Source organism: Mesorhizobium sp. WSM4828, from assembly GCF_055811175.1.
The window spans coordinates 13,542-31,481 of the sequence record NZ_JBVVQK010000015.1; the positions used below are offsets into that span (position 1 = coordinate 13,542).

At 57.9% G+C, this 17,940-nt stretch carries 17 protein-coding genes; 12 read left to right on the forward strand and 5 right to left on the reverse strand.

Annotation, left to right across the window (positions count from 1 at the left end; translation table 11 throughout):
- Nucleotides 1–14 precede the first annotated feature (14 nt).
- The 10 genes from virB2 to virB11 are packed head-to-tail and all read left to right on the forward strand — an operon-like array spanning nucleotide 15 to nucleotide 8,641.
- The gene (gene virB2, locus AC0L2X_RS18085; protein ID WP_473600144.1) at nucleotides 15–380 is read left to right on the forward strand and encodes a pilin major subunit VirB2; all 366 of its coding nucleotides are present in this window, start codon (nucleotides 15–17) and stop codon (nucleotides 378–380) included.
- Nucleotides 380–706, forward strand: coding sequence for a type IV secretion system protein VirB3 (locus AC0L2X_RS18090; RefSeq protein ID WP_473564846.1), 327 nt, complete (start codon nucleotides 380–382; stop codon nucleotides 704–706). The genes virB2 and AC0L2X_RS18090 overlap by 1 nt, the downstream gene beginning before the upstream one ends.
- Entirely contained in the window at nucleotides 706–3,075 is a 2,370-nt protein-coding gene (gene virB4, locus AC0L2X_RS18095) for a type IV secretion/conjugal transfer ATPase VirB4 (RefSeq protein WP_473600145.1), read from the forward strand. The genes AC0L2X_RS18090 and virB4 overlap by 1 nt, the downstream gene beginning before the upstream one ends.
- 13 nt (nucleotides 3,076–3,088) lie before the next feature.
- Nucleotides 3,089–3,775 (forward strand): TrbJ/VirB5 family protein, encoded by a 687-nt coding sequence (locus AC0L2X_RS18100; RefSeq protein WP_473600243.1) that lies wholly within the window; start codon nucleotides 3,089–3,091, stop codon nucleotides 3,773–3,775.
- Between the two features lie 58 nt (nucleotides 3,776–3,833).
- Nucleotides 3,834–4,721, forward strand: a complete 888-nt coding sequence (locus AC0L2X_RS18105; protein ID WP_473600146.1) for a type IV secretion system protein — start codon at nucleotides 3,834–3,836, stop codon at nucleotides 4,719–4,721.
- Nucleotides 4,722–4,743: 22 nt separating this feature from the next.
- Nucleotides 4,744–4,902: a type IV secretion system lipoprotein VirB7 gene (locus AC0L2X_RS18110; RefSeq protein WP_473600147.1), complete on the forward strand. Its 159-nt coding sequence runs from the start codon at nucleotides 4,744–4,746 to the stop codon at nucleotides 4,900–4,902.
- Nucleotides 4,899–5,609: a type IV secretion system protein VirB8 gene (locus AC0L2X_RS18115; protein WP_473600148.1), complete on the forward strand. Its 711-nt coding sequence runs from the start codon at nucleotides 4,899–4,901 to the stop codon at nucleotides 5,607–5,609. The genes AC0L2X_RS18110 and AC0L2X_RS18115 overlap by 4 nt, the downstream gene beginning before the upstream one ends.
- Nucleotides 5,606–6,487: a TrbG/VirB9 family P-type conjugative transfer protein gene (locus AC0L2X_RS18120; protein ID WP_473600149.1), complete on the forward strand. Its 882-nt coding sequence runs from the start codon at nucleotides 5,606–5,608 to the stop codon at nucleotides 6,485–6,487. The genes AC0L2X_RS18115 and AC0L2X_RS18120 overlap by 4 nt, the downstream gene beginning before the upstream one ends.
- Nucleotides 6,484–7,617, forward strand: a complete 1,134-nt coding sequence (virB10, locus tag AC0L2X_RS18125; protein WP_473600150.1) for a type IV secretion system protein VirB10 — start codon at nucleotides 6,484–6,486, stop codon at nucleotides 7,615–7,617. The genes AC0L2X_RS18120 and virB10 overlap by 4 nt, the downstream gene beginning before the upstream one ends.
- Nucleotides 7,601–8,641, forward strand: coding sequence for a P-type DNA transfer ATPase VirB11 (gene virB11, locus AC0L2X_RS18130; RefSeq protein WP_473600151.1), 1,041 nt, complete (start codon nucleotides 7,601–7,603; stop codon nucleotides 8,639–8,641). The genes virB10 and virB11 overlap by 17 nt, the downstream gene beginning before the upstream one ends.
- Before the next feature lie 119 nt (nucleotides 8,642–8,760).
- Here the strand turns inward: virB11 and AC0L2X_RS18135 are convergent, their stop codons facing one another.
- Nucleotides 8,761–11,292, reverse strand: a complete 2,532-nt coding sequence (locus AC0L2X_RS18135) for a two-component system VirA-like sensor kinase (protein WP_473600152.1) — start codon at nucleotides 11,290–11,292, stop codon at nucleotides 8,761–8,763.
- Nucleotides 11,293–11,477: 185 nt separating this feature from the next.
- Nucleotides 11,478–12,230: a carbonic anhydrase gene (locus AC0L2X_RS18140; protein ID WP_473600153.1), complete on the reverse strand. Its 753-nt coding sequence runs from the start codon at nucleotides 12,228–12,230 to the stop codon at nucleotides 11,478–11,480.
- 498 nt (nucleotides 12,231–12,728) lie between these two features.
- On the opposite strand from AC0L2X_RS18140, the gene AC0L2X_RS18145 reads away from it, so the two are divergent.
- Both AC0L2X_RS18145 and AC0L2X_RS18150 read left to right on the forward strand, forming a co-directional pair.
- Nucleotides 12,729–13,034, forward strand: coding sequence for a hypothetical protein (locus tag AC0L2X_RS18145; protein ID WP_473600154.1), 306 nt, complete (start codon nucleotides 12,729–12,731; stop codon nucleotides 13,032–13,034).
- A gap of 208 nt (nucleotides 13,035–13,242) precedes the next feature.
- A complete protein-coding gene (locus AC0L2X_RS18150; protein WP_473600155.1) occupies nucleotides 13,243–15,156 on the forward strand; it encodes an acyltransferase family protein in 1,914 nt (637 codons plus the stop codon).
- Between the two features lie 624 nt (nucleotides 15,157–15,780).
- Here the strand turns inward: AC0L2X_RS18150 and AC0L2X_RS18155 are convergent.
- The 3 genes from AC0L2X_RS18155 to AC0L2X_RS18165 are packed head-to-tail and all read right to left on the reverse strand — an operon-like array spanning nucleotide 15,781 to nucleotide 17,938.
- On the reverse strand, nucleotides 15,781–16,572 hold the full coding sequence (locus tag AC0L2X_RS18155; protein ID WP_473600244.1) for a hydroxymethylpyrimidine/phosphomethylpyrimidine kinase: 792 nt from the start codon (nucleotides 16,570–16,572) through the stop codon (nucleotides 15,781–15,783).
- Nucleotides 16,563–17,168, reverse strand: a complete 606-nt coding sequence (locus tag AC0L2X_RS18160; protein ID WP_473600156.1) for a thiamine phosphate synthase — start codon at nucleotides 17,166–17,168, stop codon at nucleotides 16,563–16,565. Before AC0L2X_RS18160 ends, AC0L2X_RS18155 begins: the two co-directional genes overlap by 10 nt.
- On the reverse strand, nucleotides 17,165–17,938 hold the full coding sequence (locus tag AC0L2X_RS18165; RefSeq protein WP_473600157.1) for a thiazole synthase: 774 nt from the start codon (nucleotides 17,936–17,938) through the stop codon (nucleotides 17,165–17,167). The genes AC0L2X_RS18160 and AC0L2X_RS18165 overlap by 4 nt, the downstream gene beginning before the upstream one ends.
- Nucleotides 17,939–17,940: the final 2 nt, after the last annotated feature.

Here is a 17,940-nt window from a genome sequence, read left to right on the forward strand (position 1 = left end):
ATCATGGAGATACAATGATGCAGCCACTCAAAACACTTCGTGCGCTTAAAACGCGTATTCCTTCGCCTTTTTCCATGCTGCGCATGGCGGCTGAATATGTACCGGCCGCTGCCGCAGGCGCGGCGTGGACGGTCTTCTCCAGCGGGCCAGCCGCGGCTCAGGTGACCGGAGGGACGGATCCTGCCAAGATGGTCCAGAATATCTGCACCTTCATACTTGGCCCCTTCGGACAATCGCTGGCCGTGCTCGGACTCGTGGCCATCGGCATCTCGTGGATGTTCGGTCGTGCTTCCCTGGGCCTGGTTGCGGGCGTCGTTGGAGGAATCGTCATCATGTTTGGCGCCAGCTTCCTGGGCAAGGCGCTCATAGGCGGCGGCTGATGAGCGACCGGTTGGAAGTGAGCACCCTCTATGTGGCGGCGACACGCCCCGCATTGTTTCTGGGGGTGCCGCTGACGCTGGCCGGAGCGCTCATGATGTTGGCGGGGCTCGTCATCATTATCCTTAAGAACCCACTTTATGAAGTCGTGCTCGTGCCACTCTGGTTCGGAGCACGGCTGATTGTTGAGCGTGACTATAACGCCGCAAGCGTCGCGTTCCTCTATTTGCAGACCGCCGGCAGAAGCGTGGACGGGCCGGTCTGGGGCGGCGCGAGCGTAAGCGCCAATCCGATCAGAGTGCCGAAACGCGGAAGAGGAATGGTGTAATGTTTGGCGCCAGCGGCCGGACCGAGAGATCTGGCGAGATCTATCTTCCATATGTCGGTCATCTAAGCGACCAGGTTGTCCTTCTGGAAGACGGATCGATCATGGCCATGGCACACGTCAACGGGCTGCCGTTTGATTTGGAGGACGCCGAGATGCGCAACTCGCGCAGCCGCGCGTTCAACACTCTCTTGCGCAACATCGCCGATGACAATGTCACGCTATACGCTCATCTTGTGCGAAACAACGATGTGCCGGAGCCGGCATCGCGCCAGTTTCAAAGTGCATTCGCTGGCAGTCTGAGCGAGGCCTACGAGAGCCGTGTGCTGTCGGGCAAGCTCTTTCGCAACGATCACTTCCTCACTGTCGTCGTGTTCCCCCGCACCGCGATCGGCAAGATCGGCTGGCGCATTGCCAAATCCCCCAGGCGGAATGACAATGATCTCGCCACACAAATGCGAAGCCTGGAGGACCTCTGGCAGATCATTGCTGGGTCACTGGGCGGTTACGGTCTGCGCCGGTTGGGTATTCGTGAGAAAGGCGACGTGCTCTTCACGGAAATCGGTGAGGCGCTTCGGCTGATAATGACTTGCCGGTTTCTTCCGGTTCCGATGGTTACCGGCTCACTCGGCGCCTCGATCTACACTGACCAGGTCATCTGCGGGAAGCGGGCGCTTGAGATTCGAAGACCCGGAGGTAGCTCCGTGGGATCATTGTTTTCGTTCCGTGAATATCCGGCGACGACGCGGCCGGGCATGCTAAATCCCTTGCTGTCCGCCAACTTCCCGCTTGTCCTCAGCCAGAGCTTTTCCTTCCTCACTCGGCCACAAGCTCATGCGAAGCTTAGCCTTAAGTCCAGCCAGATGACGAGCGCCGGCGACAAGGCTCTCACCCAGATCAGTGGACTTGCCGAAGCAGAGGACGCACTGGCAAGCAACGAGTTCGTCATGGGGTCGCATCATTTGAGCCTGTGCGTCTATGCCGACAGCCTCAATAGCCTTGCAGATCGCGCAGCAAATGCGCGCGCAAGGCTGGCTGACGCAGGGGCCGTTATCGTTCAAGAGGGTATCGGCATGGAGGCCGCCTACTGGTCCCAACTTCCGGGGAACAACAGGTGGCGCACACGCCCCGGGGCGATCACCTCGCATAACTTTGCCGGGCTTGTCTCTTTTGAGAACTTCCCAAGCGGTTCCACTTCCGGCCACTGGGGCAAAGCTGTTGCGCGTTTTCGCACGAACGGTGGAACTTCTTTCGACTACATTCCCCATGAGAATGACGTCGGCATGACGGCGATATTCGGACCCGTCGGCAAAGGCAAGACGACGCTGATGACCTTTATCCTCGCGATGCTTGAGCAAAGCGTGGTCGATCGAGATGGTGCCATCGTCTTTTTCGATAAGGACCGGGGTGGTGAACTGCTGGTGCGAGCCACCGGAGGGACATATCTAGCGTTGCGCAGAGGCGCTCCGAGCGGCTTGGCCCCTCTACGTGGACTGGACAACACCTCCGCCTCGTTGGACTTTCTGCGCGAATGGTTGATGGCTCTAATCGAGAGTGACGGCCGTGGCCCGATCTCGCCGGAGGAAAGCCGTCGACTGGAGCGTGGCATTGTTCGTCAACTTTCGTTCGAACCCGTCATGCGCTCAATTGCGGGCCTGCGCGAATTCCTGCTGCACGGCCCCTCCGAGGGCGCTGGAGCGCGGCTGCAGCGCTGGTGTCGAGGGAATGCGCTTGGATGGGCCTTTGACGGCGATGTCGACGAAGTAAGGCTGGATGCCTGCATTACCGGCTTCGACATGACGCAGCTCCTGGAATTTGAGGAGGTCTGTGCGCCCGCCGCCGCGTATCTTCTGCATCGCGTGGGCGCTGTTGTCGATGGCCGTCGGTTCGTCATGAGCTGCGACGAATTTCGCTTCTATCTGCTCAACCCCCAGTTCTCGGCTGTTATCGACAAGTTCTTGCTCACCGTCCGCAAAAACAACGGGATGTTGATACTCGCAACGCAGCAGCCTGAACACGTGCTTGAATCGCCTCTCGGAGCCAGTCTCGTTGCGCAATGCATGACGAAGATTTTCTACCCATCACCGACGGCGGACCGGGGTGCGTATGTCGATGGCTTGAAGTGCACCACGCAGGAGTTCGAGGCAATCCGCCAGGGAATGGCAATTGGCAGCCGCAAGTTTTTGCTCAAGCGCGACAGCGGGAGTGTTGTTTGCGAATTCGATCTCGGCCAGATGCGCGAGTATGTAGCCGTACTCTCGGGGCGAGCCAACACCGTGCGCTTTGCCGACCAGCTTCGTGACCAGCACGGAGATGCCCCAGGTGGGTGGCTCGACAAGTTCATGGCCCGTTACCATGAAGTTCAAGACTGACGGAGAAATATTCATGAAATTTGCTAAACTTGCAGCAACGACGCTTGCCGCTTCCCTTCTGCTTAGCGCAGAGGCCAGGTCACAGTTTATCGTCAGCGACCCTCTAACAGAAACACAAGCGACCGCGACAGCCGTTTCCACTGCGGCGATCCTCATAAAGTCAGCCCAGACGCTCGCTACCACGATCGAAATGGTGGAGATGCTGAAGTCGTCATTTGCTGTCACGGGCCTGCTGGGCGCACTGAACCAAGGAAATCACTACCCGTCGAGCAATAAGCTGGAGGGGCAGATGTTTGATGCTCGGGCGCCAGCTTCGATTATGGCGCGTAACATTGCGCAGGACTCAGATCGGAGAGTCACCGGCACCGATGCAGAAGGGAAACTGTTAGAGGAGCAAATCGCTGGTGCCGCCAATGCCGCGGGTCTTGCAGCCGACACTCTGGACGTAATGGACAAGCGCCTTAAGGCTAACGACAACACGCTTGGTCAGCTTTCCAGCTCGAGAAATATTGTGCAGGCCACAGTGACCAACGGTCTGGTCCTCAAGCAGATTCACGATGCAATCATCCAAAATGCCCAGGCCACGAGTCTGCTGACGATGGCCACTGCACAAGCGAGCCTTCACGCCGCAGAGGAGGCCGCGATGCAGCGTCGCGAACGCCAGACGACTGCTAACCTGTTTTTTGGCATCCGCCCTTAAACAGACGCTGAGTTCATCCGGCTCAGCTGGCTGATCAGGGACAAATCAGGCTCACGCCATGAATTTCAAGATTCCCGCGCCATTCACGGCCATACACACGATCTTTCATTTGGCCTTCACGTCAGGGCTGCACAACGTGCTTGAAAAAATCCAAGAGGCGGTCAGTGCGCCTCTGGTTGCGTGTGTGACGCTTTGGATAATAATCCAAGGCTGTCTGGTCATGCGAGGTCAAGTCGATGCGCGCGGGGGTATCTCGCGCGTAATCATGGTGTCGATTGTCGTTGCCCTTATCTTAGACCAGTCCAAATACCAGCATTACATTGAAGCGTTCTTTGACGACACGATTCCAAGGTTTGCTCACCAGATGAGTAGCAGCGACTTGCCATTCGTCGATATTCCCCGGAAGCTCGACTTGATGTTTGCTTCAAGCCAGTTTGCGTTTCAGATGATTGCTTCCGAAATTGGGCCTATGAACGGCCAGGACATACTTGCGTTCGAGGGAGCGCAATGGATTTTCTACGGCTCGCTGTGGACAGCGTTCGAAATCTATGATGCCGTTGGAATTTTGACGAAGGTGCTCTTGACGATCGGCCCTTTGGTCCTTGTAGGCTATCTTTTCGATCACACGCGAGACATGGCCACCAGATGGATCGGCCAACTGCTCTCGTACGGGCTGCTGCTTCTCCTCCTCAACATCGTTGCAACGATAGTTATCGCTGCCGAAGCAATCGGGCTGGGGGGCATGCTTATCATGATCAAAATGTCGGGCACGACAGCTGCCAAGATCATCGGGCTTTACGAGCTCGACATGCTCTTCCTGGCTGGCGACGCTCTGATCATCGCGCTTCCGACGATCGCCAGCAGCATCGCCGGCGGCTCTTGGGCAGGCGAGAACCGACCTCTTAGCAACCTCAACCGCTACTTTGCCAAAACGGCGCGTCGTTAATCAATCAACCGGTGCCAAAAACATGAAACGCTACCTACTTTTGTCAATCCTAGCTTTGGCGGCTTGCAAGACAACCGATCGGCTTGCGACCTGCACGGGTACGCCATTCCAACTGAACGTTGGACAATGGGAAACCACCCCTGAGGATCTTCAGGTCGAATGTGCGGAAGAGCCCAAGTGAAATTTCCTGAACATGCCCTTCTGGTGGAGAGAGAAACCCTAGCCGCTCACTACAAGAAGGTGGAAGCGTTTCAAACTTCACGAGCGAAGTCTGCGCGGCGCCTGTCAAAGGCCCTTATAGCCTTTGCCGCAGCGGCGGTCCTAGGAAATGTTGCCCAGGCATTTACCATCGCTGCCATGGTCCCGTTGGCCAAGCTCGTACCTGTGTTCCTCTGGGTACGGCCGGACGGGACCGTTGACAGCGAAGTGTCAATCTCTCGACTGCCCGCAACCCAAGACCGAGCCGTCATAAACGCTTCGCTGTGGGAATATGTACGCCTGCGCGAGGGCTACACGGCAGATACAGCCCAATACGCCTATGATCTCGTATCCAGTTTCAGCGCACCGGCTGTGCAACAGCAATATCAAGATTTCTTCAACTATCCCAATCCCAGCTCGCCGCAAGTCACGGTCGGCAAGCGCGGCAAGCTAGAGGTCGGGCATATTTCCTCAAACGACATTAGTCCGGACGTTCAACAGATCCGATACAAACGTACGCTTCTTGTCGATGGGCAGATGCCGATAGTGACCACCTGGACAGCTACCATCCGCTACGAGCGCTTGACGGGTCTGCCTGGGCAATCGAGGCTCACCAATCCGGGAGGTCTACGCGTCACGTCCTATCAAGCCTCGGAAGATACCGTATCGAATCTGGGCTACCAGCCATGACAAAAAGAGCATTTCTCGCCCTGGTCTGTTCACTCTTCCTAACGATGGAAGCGTCCGCGGAAGACACACCACTTGCCGGCAAGCATGATGCGCGGATGCGCTACCTGGCTTACCGTCCCGACGAAGTGGTGCGCCTATCGACCGCAGTGGGGGCAACGCTTGTTGTCACATTCGCGGCCAACGAGACCGTCGCAGCCGTGGCCGTTTCCAATAGCAAAGACCTGGCTGCGCTCCCGCGCGCCAACTATCTTTTTTTCAAGGCTAGCCGGATGCTGCCGCCGCAGCCGGTCATCGTGCTGGCCGAGAGCGAGTCCGGTACACGAAGATACGTCTTCAGTATTTCAACGAAAGCGATGCCAAAACTCGATGAGCAGCAACCAGACCTATACTACAGTGTGCAGTTCACCTATCCTGCTGATGAGGCTGCTGCTCAGAGAAAGGAAGCAGAAAGGCGCTCGATACTTGGCCAGGCCCGGGCGAAAGTGCTGCAAGACGAGAGAGTTCAGGATCTGTTGAATCGGCCCGCCGCAACTGCCAGTCCGGACGAAAGCAATTTTCACTACGTCGCAAAGGGCGATCGATCGCTGGCGCCGCTGGCAGTTTTCGATAATGGCTTTACGACCGTATTTGGCTTCGCAAGTAATTCCCGCATACCCTCCCTCTACATTATCAATCCCGACGGCAAGGAAGCCGCTGCCAATTACACGGTCAAGGGCGACTATGTTGAAGTCTCCGCGGTCGCCCGGGAATGGCGTCTGAGAGATGGCAATACGGTCTTGTCCATTTTCAACAGGGCTTATGATCCTGTGGGACGAGCGCCAGGGACCGGTACAGTGACACGCGACGTGTGGCGTCTTTTGAAAGGCTCGGGCCGATGAATGGAACCGGCCCACAGGCGGGACATGATGTCCATGGATCCGGATCGATGGTCGCGGAGCCGGCCCGCCGGCATGTTTCGGGATTGCAGAAGTTGGCCGTCGCCGCTCTTGTCCTCATCTCATCTCTGTCGCTCATCTGGCTGGGAGGTCGTCCCAGCACACAAGACGAACCATCTCAGCCAAAACCGCCAATTGTCGCCAACGCCGAGCCATTCCGTCCCGTGCCAATCGAGGTTGCTCCAGAACCTCCAGCACCCGTACAGGCGGCGCAGGCGGCAGATCCTGCGCCATCCACGCCGCCATCGGCGCCAGCTGATCCGCCGCCCGAGGAAACACCAATTTTCGCCTACAGTAGCAGCAGTCAAATGCCCAATGGCGGTCAGCGGAGCGAAGACGACCATAAGGATGCTCCCACGACGCCGGACGAGATTTCAATCGGTGGCGATCTGTCAAACCGATTGAAGCCAGATATACAGGAGCCGAGCCGGGCCACACTTTTGCCGCACCCTGATCTCGTGATTACTCAAGGAACGATCATTCCCTGCATTTTGCAAACGGCAATTGACACAAATTTACCCGGCTATGTGAAGTGCGTCTTACCTAAAGACGTCCGCGGCACAACCAACAATGTCGTGCTCTTGGACCGCGGGACGACCGTGATTGGGGAGATCCAGCGCGGTCTTCAGCAGGGGGATGGGCGTGTCTTCGTGCTGTGGACGCGCATCGAAACACCTGACCATGCCCTCGTTTCGATAGCATCGCCGGCCGCTGACGAGCTCGGCCGCTCCGGAATGCCTGGGACGGTGGACAATCACTTCCGGGAACGCTTTGGCGGCGCGATTCTCATGAGCGTCATCCAAGGCGCGTTTCAGGCGGCCGGCCAATACGCGGCCAGCTCTGGCGGAGGAAGCGGCATCAACAGCTTCCAGAGCAATGGTGGACAAGCCGTCGAGACGACATTGAGAGCGACGATCAACATTCCGCCAACTCTGAAGAAAAACCAGGGAGATGCTGTATCCATCTTTGTGAATCGGGACCTCGATTTCTCAGATGTATACGATCTTAGAGCGACTGCCGTGGCCCCCCAACATCGCGAACGCCGGAGAGACAACAATGCGATCGGAGGCTGATCCTCAATTGCGTTTGCTTCTCGACCCCGTTCTGAAATGGCTTGAGGAGCCAAGGACCGAAGAGGTCGCCATCAACCGGCCTGGGGAAGCCTTTGTCCGACAGGCCGGCGTTTTCACGAAACATCCGCTACCACTAGCTTATGACGATCTGGAGGACATCGCGATTCTCGCTGGAGCGCTGCGCAAGCAAGATGTCGGACCGCAAAGCCCCCTCTGTGCGACTGAGTTGCCGAACGGAGAGCGGCTGCAGATCTGTTTGCCGCCCGCTGTTCCCTCAGGAACAATAAGCCTGACGATACGGCGTCCTTCAAGTCGTGTGTCCGAACTCAAGGAAGTTTCAACTCGCTACGAATACTCGCGTTGGAATCAATGGCGGTCACGAAAAGAGCGCCAAGCGCAGCAGGATGAAACGATTCTTCAGCACTACGACCATGGTGACTTGGAGCAATTTTTGCAAGCGTGCGTTTGGGGACGGCTCACGATGCTGCTTTGCGGACAGACTGGAAGCGGTAAAACTACAATGAGCAAGACTTTGATCAGCGCCATACCCCTGCAAGAAAGGCTGATAACTATCGAGGACACGCTCGAACTTGTAATCCCGCACGAGAACCATGTCCGGTTACTCTATCCAAAAGACCGGGCAGGCATAGCTGCGGTGACGGCAGAGCAACTGTTGCAAGCCAGCTTGCGCATGCGCCCTGATCGAATATTGCTTGGTGAGATGCGCGACGATGCTGCATGGGCCTACCTTAGCGAAGTCGTCTCCGGCCATGCGGGATCAATATCAACGATTCACGGGGCTGATCCTGTCCAAGGCTTTAAAAAGCTCTTTTCACTCGTCAAGAGCAGCGCGCAAGGAGCCGCTGTGGAAGACCGCACACTTCTTGACATGCTGTCGGCTGCCATTGACGTCATCGTACCGTTCCGTACCCAAGGCGACGTGTATGAGGTGGGAGAGGTATGGCTCGCCGCCGATGCCCGGCGACGGGGAGAGACAGTAGCCGACCTTCTCAACAAACACTAAGGCTGGAACAATGTCTCGGGATCGATAAGCCGGTGATGTGACGCGTTATTTTTTTCTGCTCGATGTCTTTTTGACGGGCCTTCTCGGAGTGCTTGGATAGCCGGAGCGAGTCGGCGACATCATGCCATCATCATTGTACGAATCGCATGCTCCAGTGTCCGGGACGAGACCGGCTTCGCCAGCCAAAGGACGAAGGCCTGATTAGCAGATGTGACCGGCATGGGATCGATTTCACCGACGACTATGACAGGCACCATCATGAGGGTGGGGCATACGGATTCGGCCTGTCCTCGCTCGAGGAAAGGCATTTTACCCAAGATCAGCAGGTCAGCTGCGTTCCCGCTCTCGATCCAGCCGCAAAGACTTTCGAAGGTCGGGAAGCCGACCGCCTTATAACCCAGCGCGGCGATCTTGTCCTTGTAGATCTCCAACTCTGCTGGATCGGGCTCCACGACTGCAACGATTTCTCCGTTGCCAAGTGATCCGTCGTATGGGCCGAAAGCGATGCCCGCGCTGACTGGCTCCTCCTCGGAGGCCGGTAAGTAGATATCAAAACGCGTCCCTCGGCCAACAGCCGAGGTGACGTCAAGGCATCCTGCGAGCGCGCTCACGTGCCTGTCAACCGCAGCAAGACCCAGCCCGGTGCCGCCGACGCGAGAGCGCGTGGTAAAAAAGGGCTCAAAGACATGCGGAAGTATCGAACTTGCGATTCCTGGGCCATCGTCGCTAATGGAGAGGAGAACGTAATCTCCAGGTCTCAAGGTGCCCTGAGCCAGCGGCTTGGTTTGGCACACCTGGGCGCGAGAAACGCTAACCTCGACACGGCCCTCGTTCAAGACAGCCTCCGACGCGTTCTTGCACAGATTCATGAGGATCTGCTGTATCTCGGTTGGGCTGCCCTCGACCACCGTTTGCCACTCGTTGATCTTGAAGTTCAGCTGAACATGCGCACGAACTGTAACCCGCAGCAATGGCGCAAGATCCATAACAATCTCGGACACGTTGAAAGGCACTGCTGCGCGCTTTCGGTTCCGGCTGAGTGACAAGATCTGGTCAACGATCAGCTTGGCTCGGTGTCCAGCTAAGATGATCTGGTCGATGTGGTTCCGAATTCTAGAGGGGCGACGAACAAGGCCTTGGGCAATCTCTGAATATCCGATTATTGCGCCTAAAATATTGTTGAACTCATGTGTGGCGCCGCTTGCGATCGTGCCGACGGTCCTCAGCCTTTCCAAATGCTCCCATCGACTCACCAGAACGTCGCGGTCGGCATTTACACGTTGCATTTCAAGATGGTTGCTCAAACGCACAATAGCACTGGCAAGAACCCGGAGGTCGTCAGCTGAGGGGAGTGAGCGATCTCCTTCAAAAACAAGGATGCAAACCGCAGCCTGCTGATCGGAGGCCCTGCAAGCAACAATTTGACAAACGCCGGAAGCGCCTATGGTCCGAACCACTTCGGCCGCCGGAACGACGCGAAACACTGGCCGTCCGGCGCGGACAAGTGAAACGACTTCATCAACAAGTGCGGCGTTCCAGACGGGTATGCACGTGTTTGCCACAAAGCACTCGGTATGCCTGCTGAGGCTCGGATCAACCAGGGCAAGCGCGCATTGATCCGCATCGAAAACGCGTTGAACGAGTCTAAGCGCTGCTTCGGTGGAAAAGCGCGCCGCGTCGTTCTTTGCTCTACTGTCGTTGAAGCGAGCTTCGATCTCACTCATTGCCTCTTCAAGCTCCAACCGCCTTTTCAGTCGGTTCGTCCGCAGATGCTGTCTGGAGGAGCGAACGATCGCAAACAAGCAGATGCATATGGACAGCAAGCCAAAGAAAAGTCGCGCACGCTGCGCTTGCGCGCTGGCCAGGCTGTAGCCTTTCAGATGCTCTCGCTCCAGTTCGGCGGCCTTGGAGGACGTGTCGAGGGATGCGATCTGATTGGCAGCTTGGTCCAACCTCCATAAAGAAGACGCGGCAGCGCAGGCCTTGCCCACAACATCCGCGGCAGCCCGGGCCTGCCTAGCAGCAAATCGGTCGAGAGGCTGATCCATGTGTGATGCGAGGATGAGCCCCGGTTCGGACGAAAAGACCGCTAGCTTGGAAAGTTCAAGCCTGCCCGACGGTGCCTCCCCAGGGCGAAAAATCGCGCGAGCAAGGTCTGCGACAGAGCTTTTCATAAGCTGATTTTGCTTGATCAAGGCTGAGATGGCAGCCTCTGTATTTTTGATCGAGTTTTTAAGCTGCGCGAGCAGTGCGGATTCCCCGGAGCTCTCATCGGGCGAAATCTCGAGATAGCGTTGCAAGTTTTCGAAGTTGCTTTGCAGCGCCTGTCCAGTAGACGCAACCGAACGGAAGTCCAATGCCATATCGGTTCGAGCGCGGGCGACGTCCCACTGGAGCAATGCATCGTTGATCTGAATGGTTCGCAGCTGGCTTAGGACCGCGTCGTTGATCTGGGGGGCCTGCCACTGCGTCCCGACCAAGAGCGCAATCGAGGCGGCTAGGGCAATTAGAATTGCCTTGTCGGAACCGAGCCATGTTTCCCAAGGAAACGGCGTTTGATCCGTGGTGCACGCCTGGCGACGGTCCGACGTGAATTCCAGCGCCTCTTGGGCTCGGTATGCGGCCGGATGCTGCTGGAACAGGAAAGCCACGCACTACCTCTCTCCTTGTAAGGACGGCTTAAACACCGTTGCCGAATTTGGTCTTGGTCCGTTTCCAGGACCAGAATGAGCGCCCCAGGGGGCGCCTCCGCGACACGGAGCACATCCTTACGATCTTGGAAGCAGATGAATATGCCGCGCAGGCGGTGCTTCGACCCCTCACGGCGGCAGGGGCCTCAGCTGAGGCCCAGGATGAAGCGCCGATTGGGTGAACGGATAGGGCGCGCGTTCCGGGGATAGAGCGAGGTAAATCGCTTGATGTCCGCTGGGTCGACCTCAACCGGTTCCGTGGCCACCATCCAGTCGACGTTTTCGGTGCATGGCGGCGTCGTCAATGATCCCTCATATGTCCAGTAGCCAAGCGAAGCCGGCAGAAGCCCGTTCGGATCGACCTCGTCGACGGCTGCCTCTTCGCCTGAGATTGCGGGAAATGCTGCGGCAAGGCTGGCGAAGCTGGCATTTGTCGCGCCTGGCGCCAGAAACACGCCCAGCACACCCAGAGTGTCGCTGTTGCTGTCCTTATGGACAAAATGCGCTTCCATCGGAAACTTCTTGCCTGCCACGTGGTGTTCGCTCGGCGCATGGAAATGCAACTGTACCAGTTCGTAGACACGATCCCCGCGGGTGAGGGTGCTGCCTTGCGGCAGGTTGACTTGGATGGTGTGACCGTTGTTCACCATCCTGCCGCCGCCCTTGTGCCAACCTATGGCGATGTGCGGAATATCCGCTTTGACCGCGCCCTTGATATCGATCGGCGATTGCTGTGTGCCCGCCGAGCAGACGAAATTTCTCTTATCCAGATCGCCCCAGTGTTCGGGCCCGGCCGGGCCGGCATATCCCCAATGGGTGCCCGCCGCCCCCGCGGCATCAGCGCAAATGGGACACGCGCCGAGTGCAACGAACCCTTTGATCAGATTACGACGATGCATTTTGCTTTCGCTCCTGGATGTGAACTGAGTTTATCATTTGCGGTTGGCATGGCGGGAACTGCGTCGCAACTGTGATGTGGCAACATCATCGTAACCACGTCGAACAACTCGGCATACGACCTGAGCATCGACACGGCTTCACGTCGGCGCATAGACGACATCCTCGTCGGGACCGCCACTGAGCTTGTCATTGTCCTCACCGACTGTATGCGGTTTGTAGCGGCCATTCTCACCGGGTAGATGGTCCGAGCTATCTGTGCCGAATAGGTGGTTGTTGCCTCCACGACCACCGATTGCCTGGGTATCCCAGATCGCATTCTCGGCCTCGTGACGCCTTCATATTCATCATCCGTCGACTAGAGAAATCGATTGCTTCAATTAAGAACATTCACGTTTTGGATGCATTCACGCGCAATCCGCGGTACTGCTGAGGACGCCGCCCTTCGGCGGGCTTGCTATTGAACCGTTTGCCCTCCTCCAGCAGCTCAGGGCCGCCCCGTGTCGAAGCTGTTGCCGGCGAGTCTCGATGCGGCAACCGTGACCGCATCAAGCGAGCACCCTGCCATCCTCGCCTCGGAGCATCTGGTCGACGCGGCAGCGTTTTGGGTGAAATCGGCCGAAGGTGCGCTGCTGCCACAGCTTTCCACTTCAACTGGCGTGTCGAGCGCCTGTCGCAACATCTCGCCTATTGCCAGCCAGTGCGACGGCACGACTAACTCAGCCAGCATCGGCGCGACGTTGATCATACCCAAGCGATCCATAGCCTGGATGTATGGCATTCAACTAATCGATTTTACGAATTAGCGGGCATGCTCCATTAGAGGAAGAACAATTGGCCGAAAGCAAGTACGCCGACACCTGCTGCCGGCAACTTTCTTAGTTATGTTATGGGCGAGCGCGGCAGATCGGCCGAAATCGATCCAGCGGATGATTCTAGAAGGGCACCATTTTCACATCGTTGGTGCGAGGCCTCAGTCCATCCAATTAAACCGGGAATGTCATCAGGTCTTCTATGCCGCGAGACTTTCGAGCCGATGTCCAGGCCTTGCGGGGTCTATCTGTCCTGCTGGTTGTCCTTTATCATACCCAAATCGCGCCGTTTGGTTATCTTGGCGTTGATATTTTCTTCGTAATTTCGGGCTTTCTGATCACCGGCCTCATCGCGACCCAGCTTGAGCAGTCACGGTTCAGCTATTGGGAATTCTATTATCGTCGTGCGAAGCGCCTGTTGCCCGCGGCCTATGTGGTCATTGCGCTCACGACGATCGCTGCACCCTTTTTCCTGTCAGATGTGGGCCTGCGGGACTTCCGAGGCCAGGTCCTCGGGGCGCTCACATTCACCGGCAACATCGTTCTCTGGTCTCAGGCGGACTATTTCGGCGAATCCGCCGAAACGAAGCCTCTCCTGCATTTCTGGTCGCTCGCTGTCGAAGAACAGTGTTATCTGCTGCTTCCTGCTTTCTTGGCCTTGGCTCCCAAGAGATGGCGGCTCACAGCGGTTAGTTTGCTCCTGGTTGCCAGCCTGGCACTGTGTCTCTACGTGGCCATTCGTCACCCATACGCTGCATTTTATCTTTTGCCGACCCGCTTTTGGGAAATAGCAATTGGTTCGCTCGGGGCATTGCTTCCCGCCAGCGCTCGCGTGGCGGCCAAGTTTGCGGCGCTGCGCCTCCCGGCGCTCGTGCTTATCCTCCTTATTCCCATTGGACTTGGTTCGCAGAACCCGATCGTGGATGCCGCTTTGGTTTGCTTGGCAACCCTGATCCTCCTGCTGTCGCCCAGCAGAGATAATGTGGCGGTTCGAAGCATGGCAAGGATCGGGGATATCTCGTACTCGCTCTATCTGGTCCATTGGCCGGTGCTTGTATATGTGCGGGCTGCTTGGCTGGCAGAGCCTCCCGCGCTTGCGATCTATGCGGCAGTTGCCTTCTCAGTCGTAGCAAGCTTAGTTCTTCACCGTTTCGTGGAAAAGCCGTTCCGGCAGGGATTCTTCGCATCTCGTGGACGGATGGCGTCAGGACTCGTTGCCGCAACGGTTCTTCTCGGCTTCGCACTGTCAGTCGACATTGGCGCAGCCGAAAGTAGGGTTGGCTTTTCCGAAAGCCGACGCATCAATTACGGCCTGGCAAGGGCATGTGATATCACATCTGGATCGCCTCCCCAGGCCATTCCGGAGGCCTGCCAGACGACGGACAGGCCCGAATTGCTGGTCTGGGGCGATTCATTTGCCATGGCACTGGTTCCCGGCTTGGCCAAGACGATCGGAGAGGCCGGCTTGGCTCAGCTCACGATGAGCGGGTGCTTCCCCGCCATCGGCGTTGCCGCCTTCAAGCGCGCAGCGTCTCCCTCCTTCGCTGAGGACTGTATTCGCTTCAATGACAGTGTTTTGGGTATCCTGAAAAATCGGCCGGGGATAAAGACCGTTGTCATTTCGAGCCCATTTGACGCCCCTGACTCCAAAGACTTCATGCTGCTTAAGAGGCGTGACCGGACATTCACGGAAGTTGACACTTCGGTAGATGGAGCCGTTGAGGGTATCAAGTCTCTCATCGAGGCCGTTCGCGCTTTGGGCAGGCGAGTAGTCGTAGTTGCTCCTCCGCCAGTCGCAGGCTTCGATATCGGCGATTGCCTTGAGCGAAAGGTGAGAGGAAATCTTATGCTCGGGAGGCACAGTGATTGCGAAATCTATGTCACCGATTACCGTCGGATGAGATCCCGCACTCTTGAGCTCTTGAACCAAGTGGCTGTGAAAGCTGACGTAGAGGTTGTCTCTTACCACGACTTTCTCTGCGACGACACAAAATGCAGAACCGAGATCGATGGCAAATTCCTCTACCGGGACAGCGGCCACCTTTCCTATGAAGGATCAGAGATCATCGCTCAAAAGACAAGGCTTGCTGAGAGGCTGATCAGGGCTGCTCGTTAGAGCATTTTCGATATGAATACTGTTTCAAGACTATTTTTTTAGGCTTCAGACATTGGAATGCTCCCAATTAGCCCGCAACTTGGGGTCGAATTGTTACCATACCTAAGTGTCCGCTCCAAAAAGAAGTGGGTGAGTTCAGCGGGTTACAGTCATTGGCTGGATTCGGCGCCTCGGCGGGCCGAGACAGGTTTGCGCGATCTCATTCATCCGCCCGACTCGACAAAGCTCCCGGCCCGTTGGTCGTGCACGGAGTCGGGCGATGGGTAAACGGAAGCTTCTCAAGGCTCAAAGCTTCAAGCACCTACTGCAAAGGCCGGTGGTCAGACGATCTCGCTTCTTAAGAGCTGGTGGCGTCTAACTCTGCAGATGTACTCCACCGATCCGAGCAGGGGCGTCCCGGCTTCTGGCCGACGATCTGACGATAGGTCGCCACGGTCACCAGGAGCTGCTCACGGGCAGCGGCCAATTGCGCCGCGGCAGAGCCGCGCGAAGCGTCGGCCTGAGAGAGGTCAGTACGTGTAGCCCTCGCCGACCTTGAAGCGCGAACGCGCAGCTCGCGCCTGCTCCGTCAGGAACCGCACGTTTTGGTGCGTCAGCATCGCTACCTCCGGTCGCGAACGACGTTCATATAGGCCCGGGCCAGTGAGCCGCTGTCACGGTGGCCGCCTTCTTCTGAAGCTTCTCGAAAACAAACAGCTTGCCTTCGCGCACGCTGTCTTCGAGCGGCTTCGCCTTCGCCAGATGCGCCGCAATCGCGCTGGCCAGCACGCAACCTGTTCCGCGCATCGATGCGCCAAGGCGCGGTGCATCGAAGGGGATGGGTTCATGACCGGAGCGTAACAGAATATCGGTCGATCGGGGTCCCGACGAATGCCCACCCTTGATCAGCAGGGCTTGAGCCCCGGCGGCCAGCAGTCTTTGTCCTTGTTGGAGCGCTCCGTCCTCATCCAATGCCAGTTCGGAGCCAATAAGGAGCGCCAGTTCAGGGAGGTTGGGGGTGACAATGCAGCAAAGTGGCACCAGATCGCGCTTCATGGCAGCGACGGCGCCTGCTTGCAGAAGTGCGCCGCCTGAGGTGGAGGCCAGCACAGGGTCGAGTACTGCGGGGACATGCGGAAATTTGCGCAGCACTGCGGCAACGGCAACAATGATCTCGGCATTCGCCAGCATGCCGATCTTGATTGACGCCACTTCGTTGGCCTGTAGCGCGGCGCGCATCTGATCGGCGACCAGGCGTGGTGGCGAATGATGGATTTCCATGACGGCGTCGTGCGTTTGCACCGTTAGCGCTGTGACGGCGAGACAGGTGCGCACGCCAATGGCAGAGATCGTCTCGATGTCGCGGGCGATTCCAGCACCCCCGCTGGAATCTGATCCCCCAACGACAAGCACATGCGGTTCTCGTCTCATCGCCATCGGTCCGTCTTTTCGATCCATTCTCGCGTGCGCGCTTCAGGGTCGGAGCTCAACGCGATGTCCGTGACCACTGCCGCGCTATCGGCGCCGGCCTCAAAGACGCCGTTGAGGCGGTCAGGGCTGAGGCCGCCGATGGCGACCAATGGGATCGGCGCCACCCGCCGGTTCCACTCGCTGATTCGCTCTAGCCCTTGTGGTGCCCACCTCATCTTCTTCAAGACGGTGGGATAGATCGGACCGAGCGCAACATAGTCGGGCTCAGCAAACATGGCCGTTTCCAGCTCGACATGATCATGCGTGCTCAACCCGAGCCTGACACCGGCTGACCGTATCCTCGAGAGGTCGGCGGTTTGCAGATCCTCCTGGCCGAGATGCACGAAATCGCAGCCCTCCTCGATTGCAAGGCGCCAATGGTCGTTGACGATGAGCTGGCACTGGTGCTCGGCGCACAAGGCCTTTGCCTTCCGGATTTCGGCGCGCAACCCGGCCTCATCCATGGTCTTGATACGCAGCTGCACCAGGTTCACACCGAGCGGCACCAGCCGCTCGATCCAGGCAGCGCTATCGACGCTCAGGTAGAAGGGATCGAGCTTCATGCAAAAACCGCCCTGCCGATCGTCGGTGTCGATGGCATGGCAACGTCGCGCGGTTCGAGCATTCCGGAAAGGAAGGCTTCACGGCCGGCTTCGACCGCCTTGCCGAATGCGCGCGCCATGCCGACGGGATCGGCCGCCCTGGTGACCGCCGTGTTCAAAAGCACTGCGTCAAAGCCGAGTTCCATGACGGTCGTCGCGTGCGAAGGCCTTCCAAGGCCCGCATCGACAATCAGTGGGACATCGGGGAAATGTCCGCGCATCGAGCGCAGCGCCGTCATATTGACCGGCCCGAGGGCCGAACCGATCGGCGCGCACCACGGCATCAGCACCTTGCAGCCCGCTTCCAGCAGCCGCTCGGCGACAACGAGGTCGTCGGTGGTATACGGGAATACCGCAAAACCGTCTTCGCACAGGATGCGCGCGGCTTCGACCAGGCCGAACACATCCGGCTGCAGCGTGTCGTGGTTACCGATCACTTCGAGCTTGATCCAGTTGGTGCCGAACACTTCGCGCGCCATGTTCGCGGTCGTGACCGCTTCCTTGACGGAGTGGCAGCCAGCCGTGTTGGGGAGGATTCTCGTGCCGAGCGAGACGATCAGCGACCAGAACTTTTCGCCGCCCCTGCCGCCGGCCATCTCACGCCGCAGGGACACGGTCACCACCGACGTGCCCGATGCCTGGACCGCATCGGCAAGGATGGCGGCCGATGGATATTGAGCCGTGCCGAGAAACAGGCGCGACGGAAGCTCGGCTCCATAAAGTTCGAGCATGG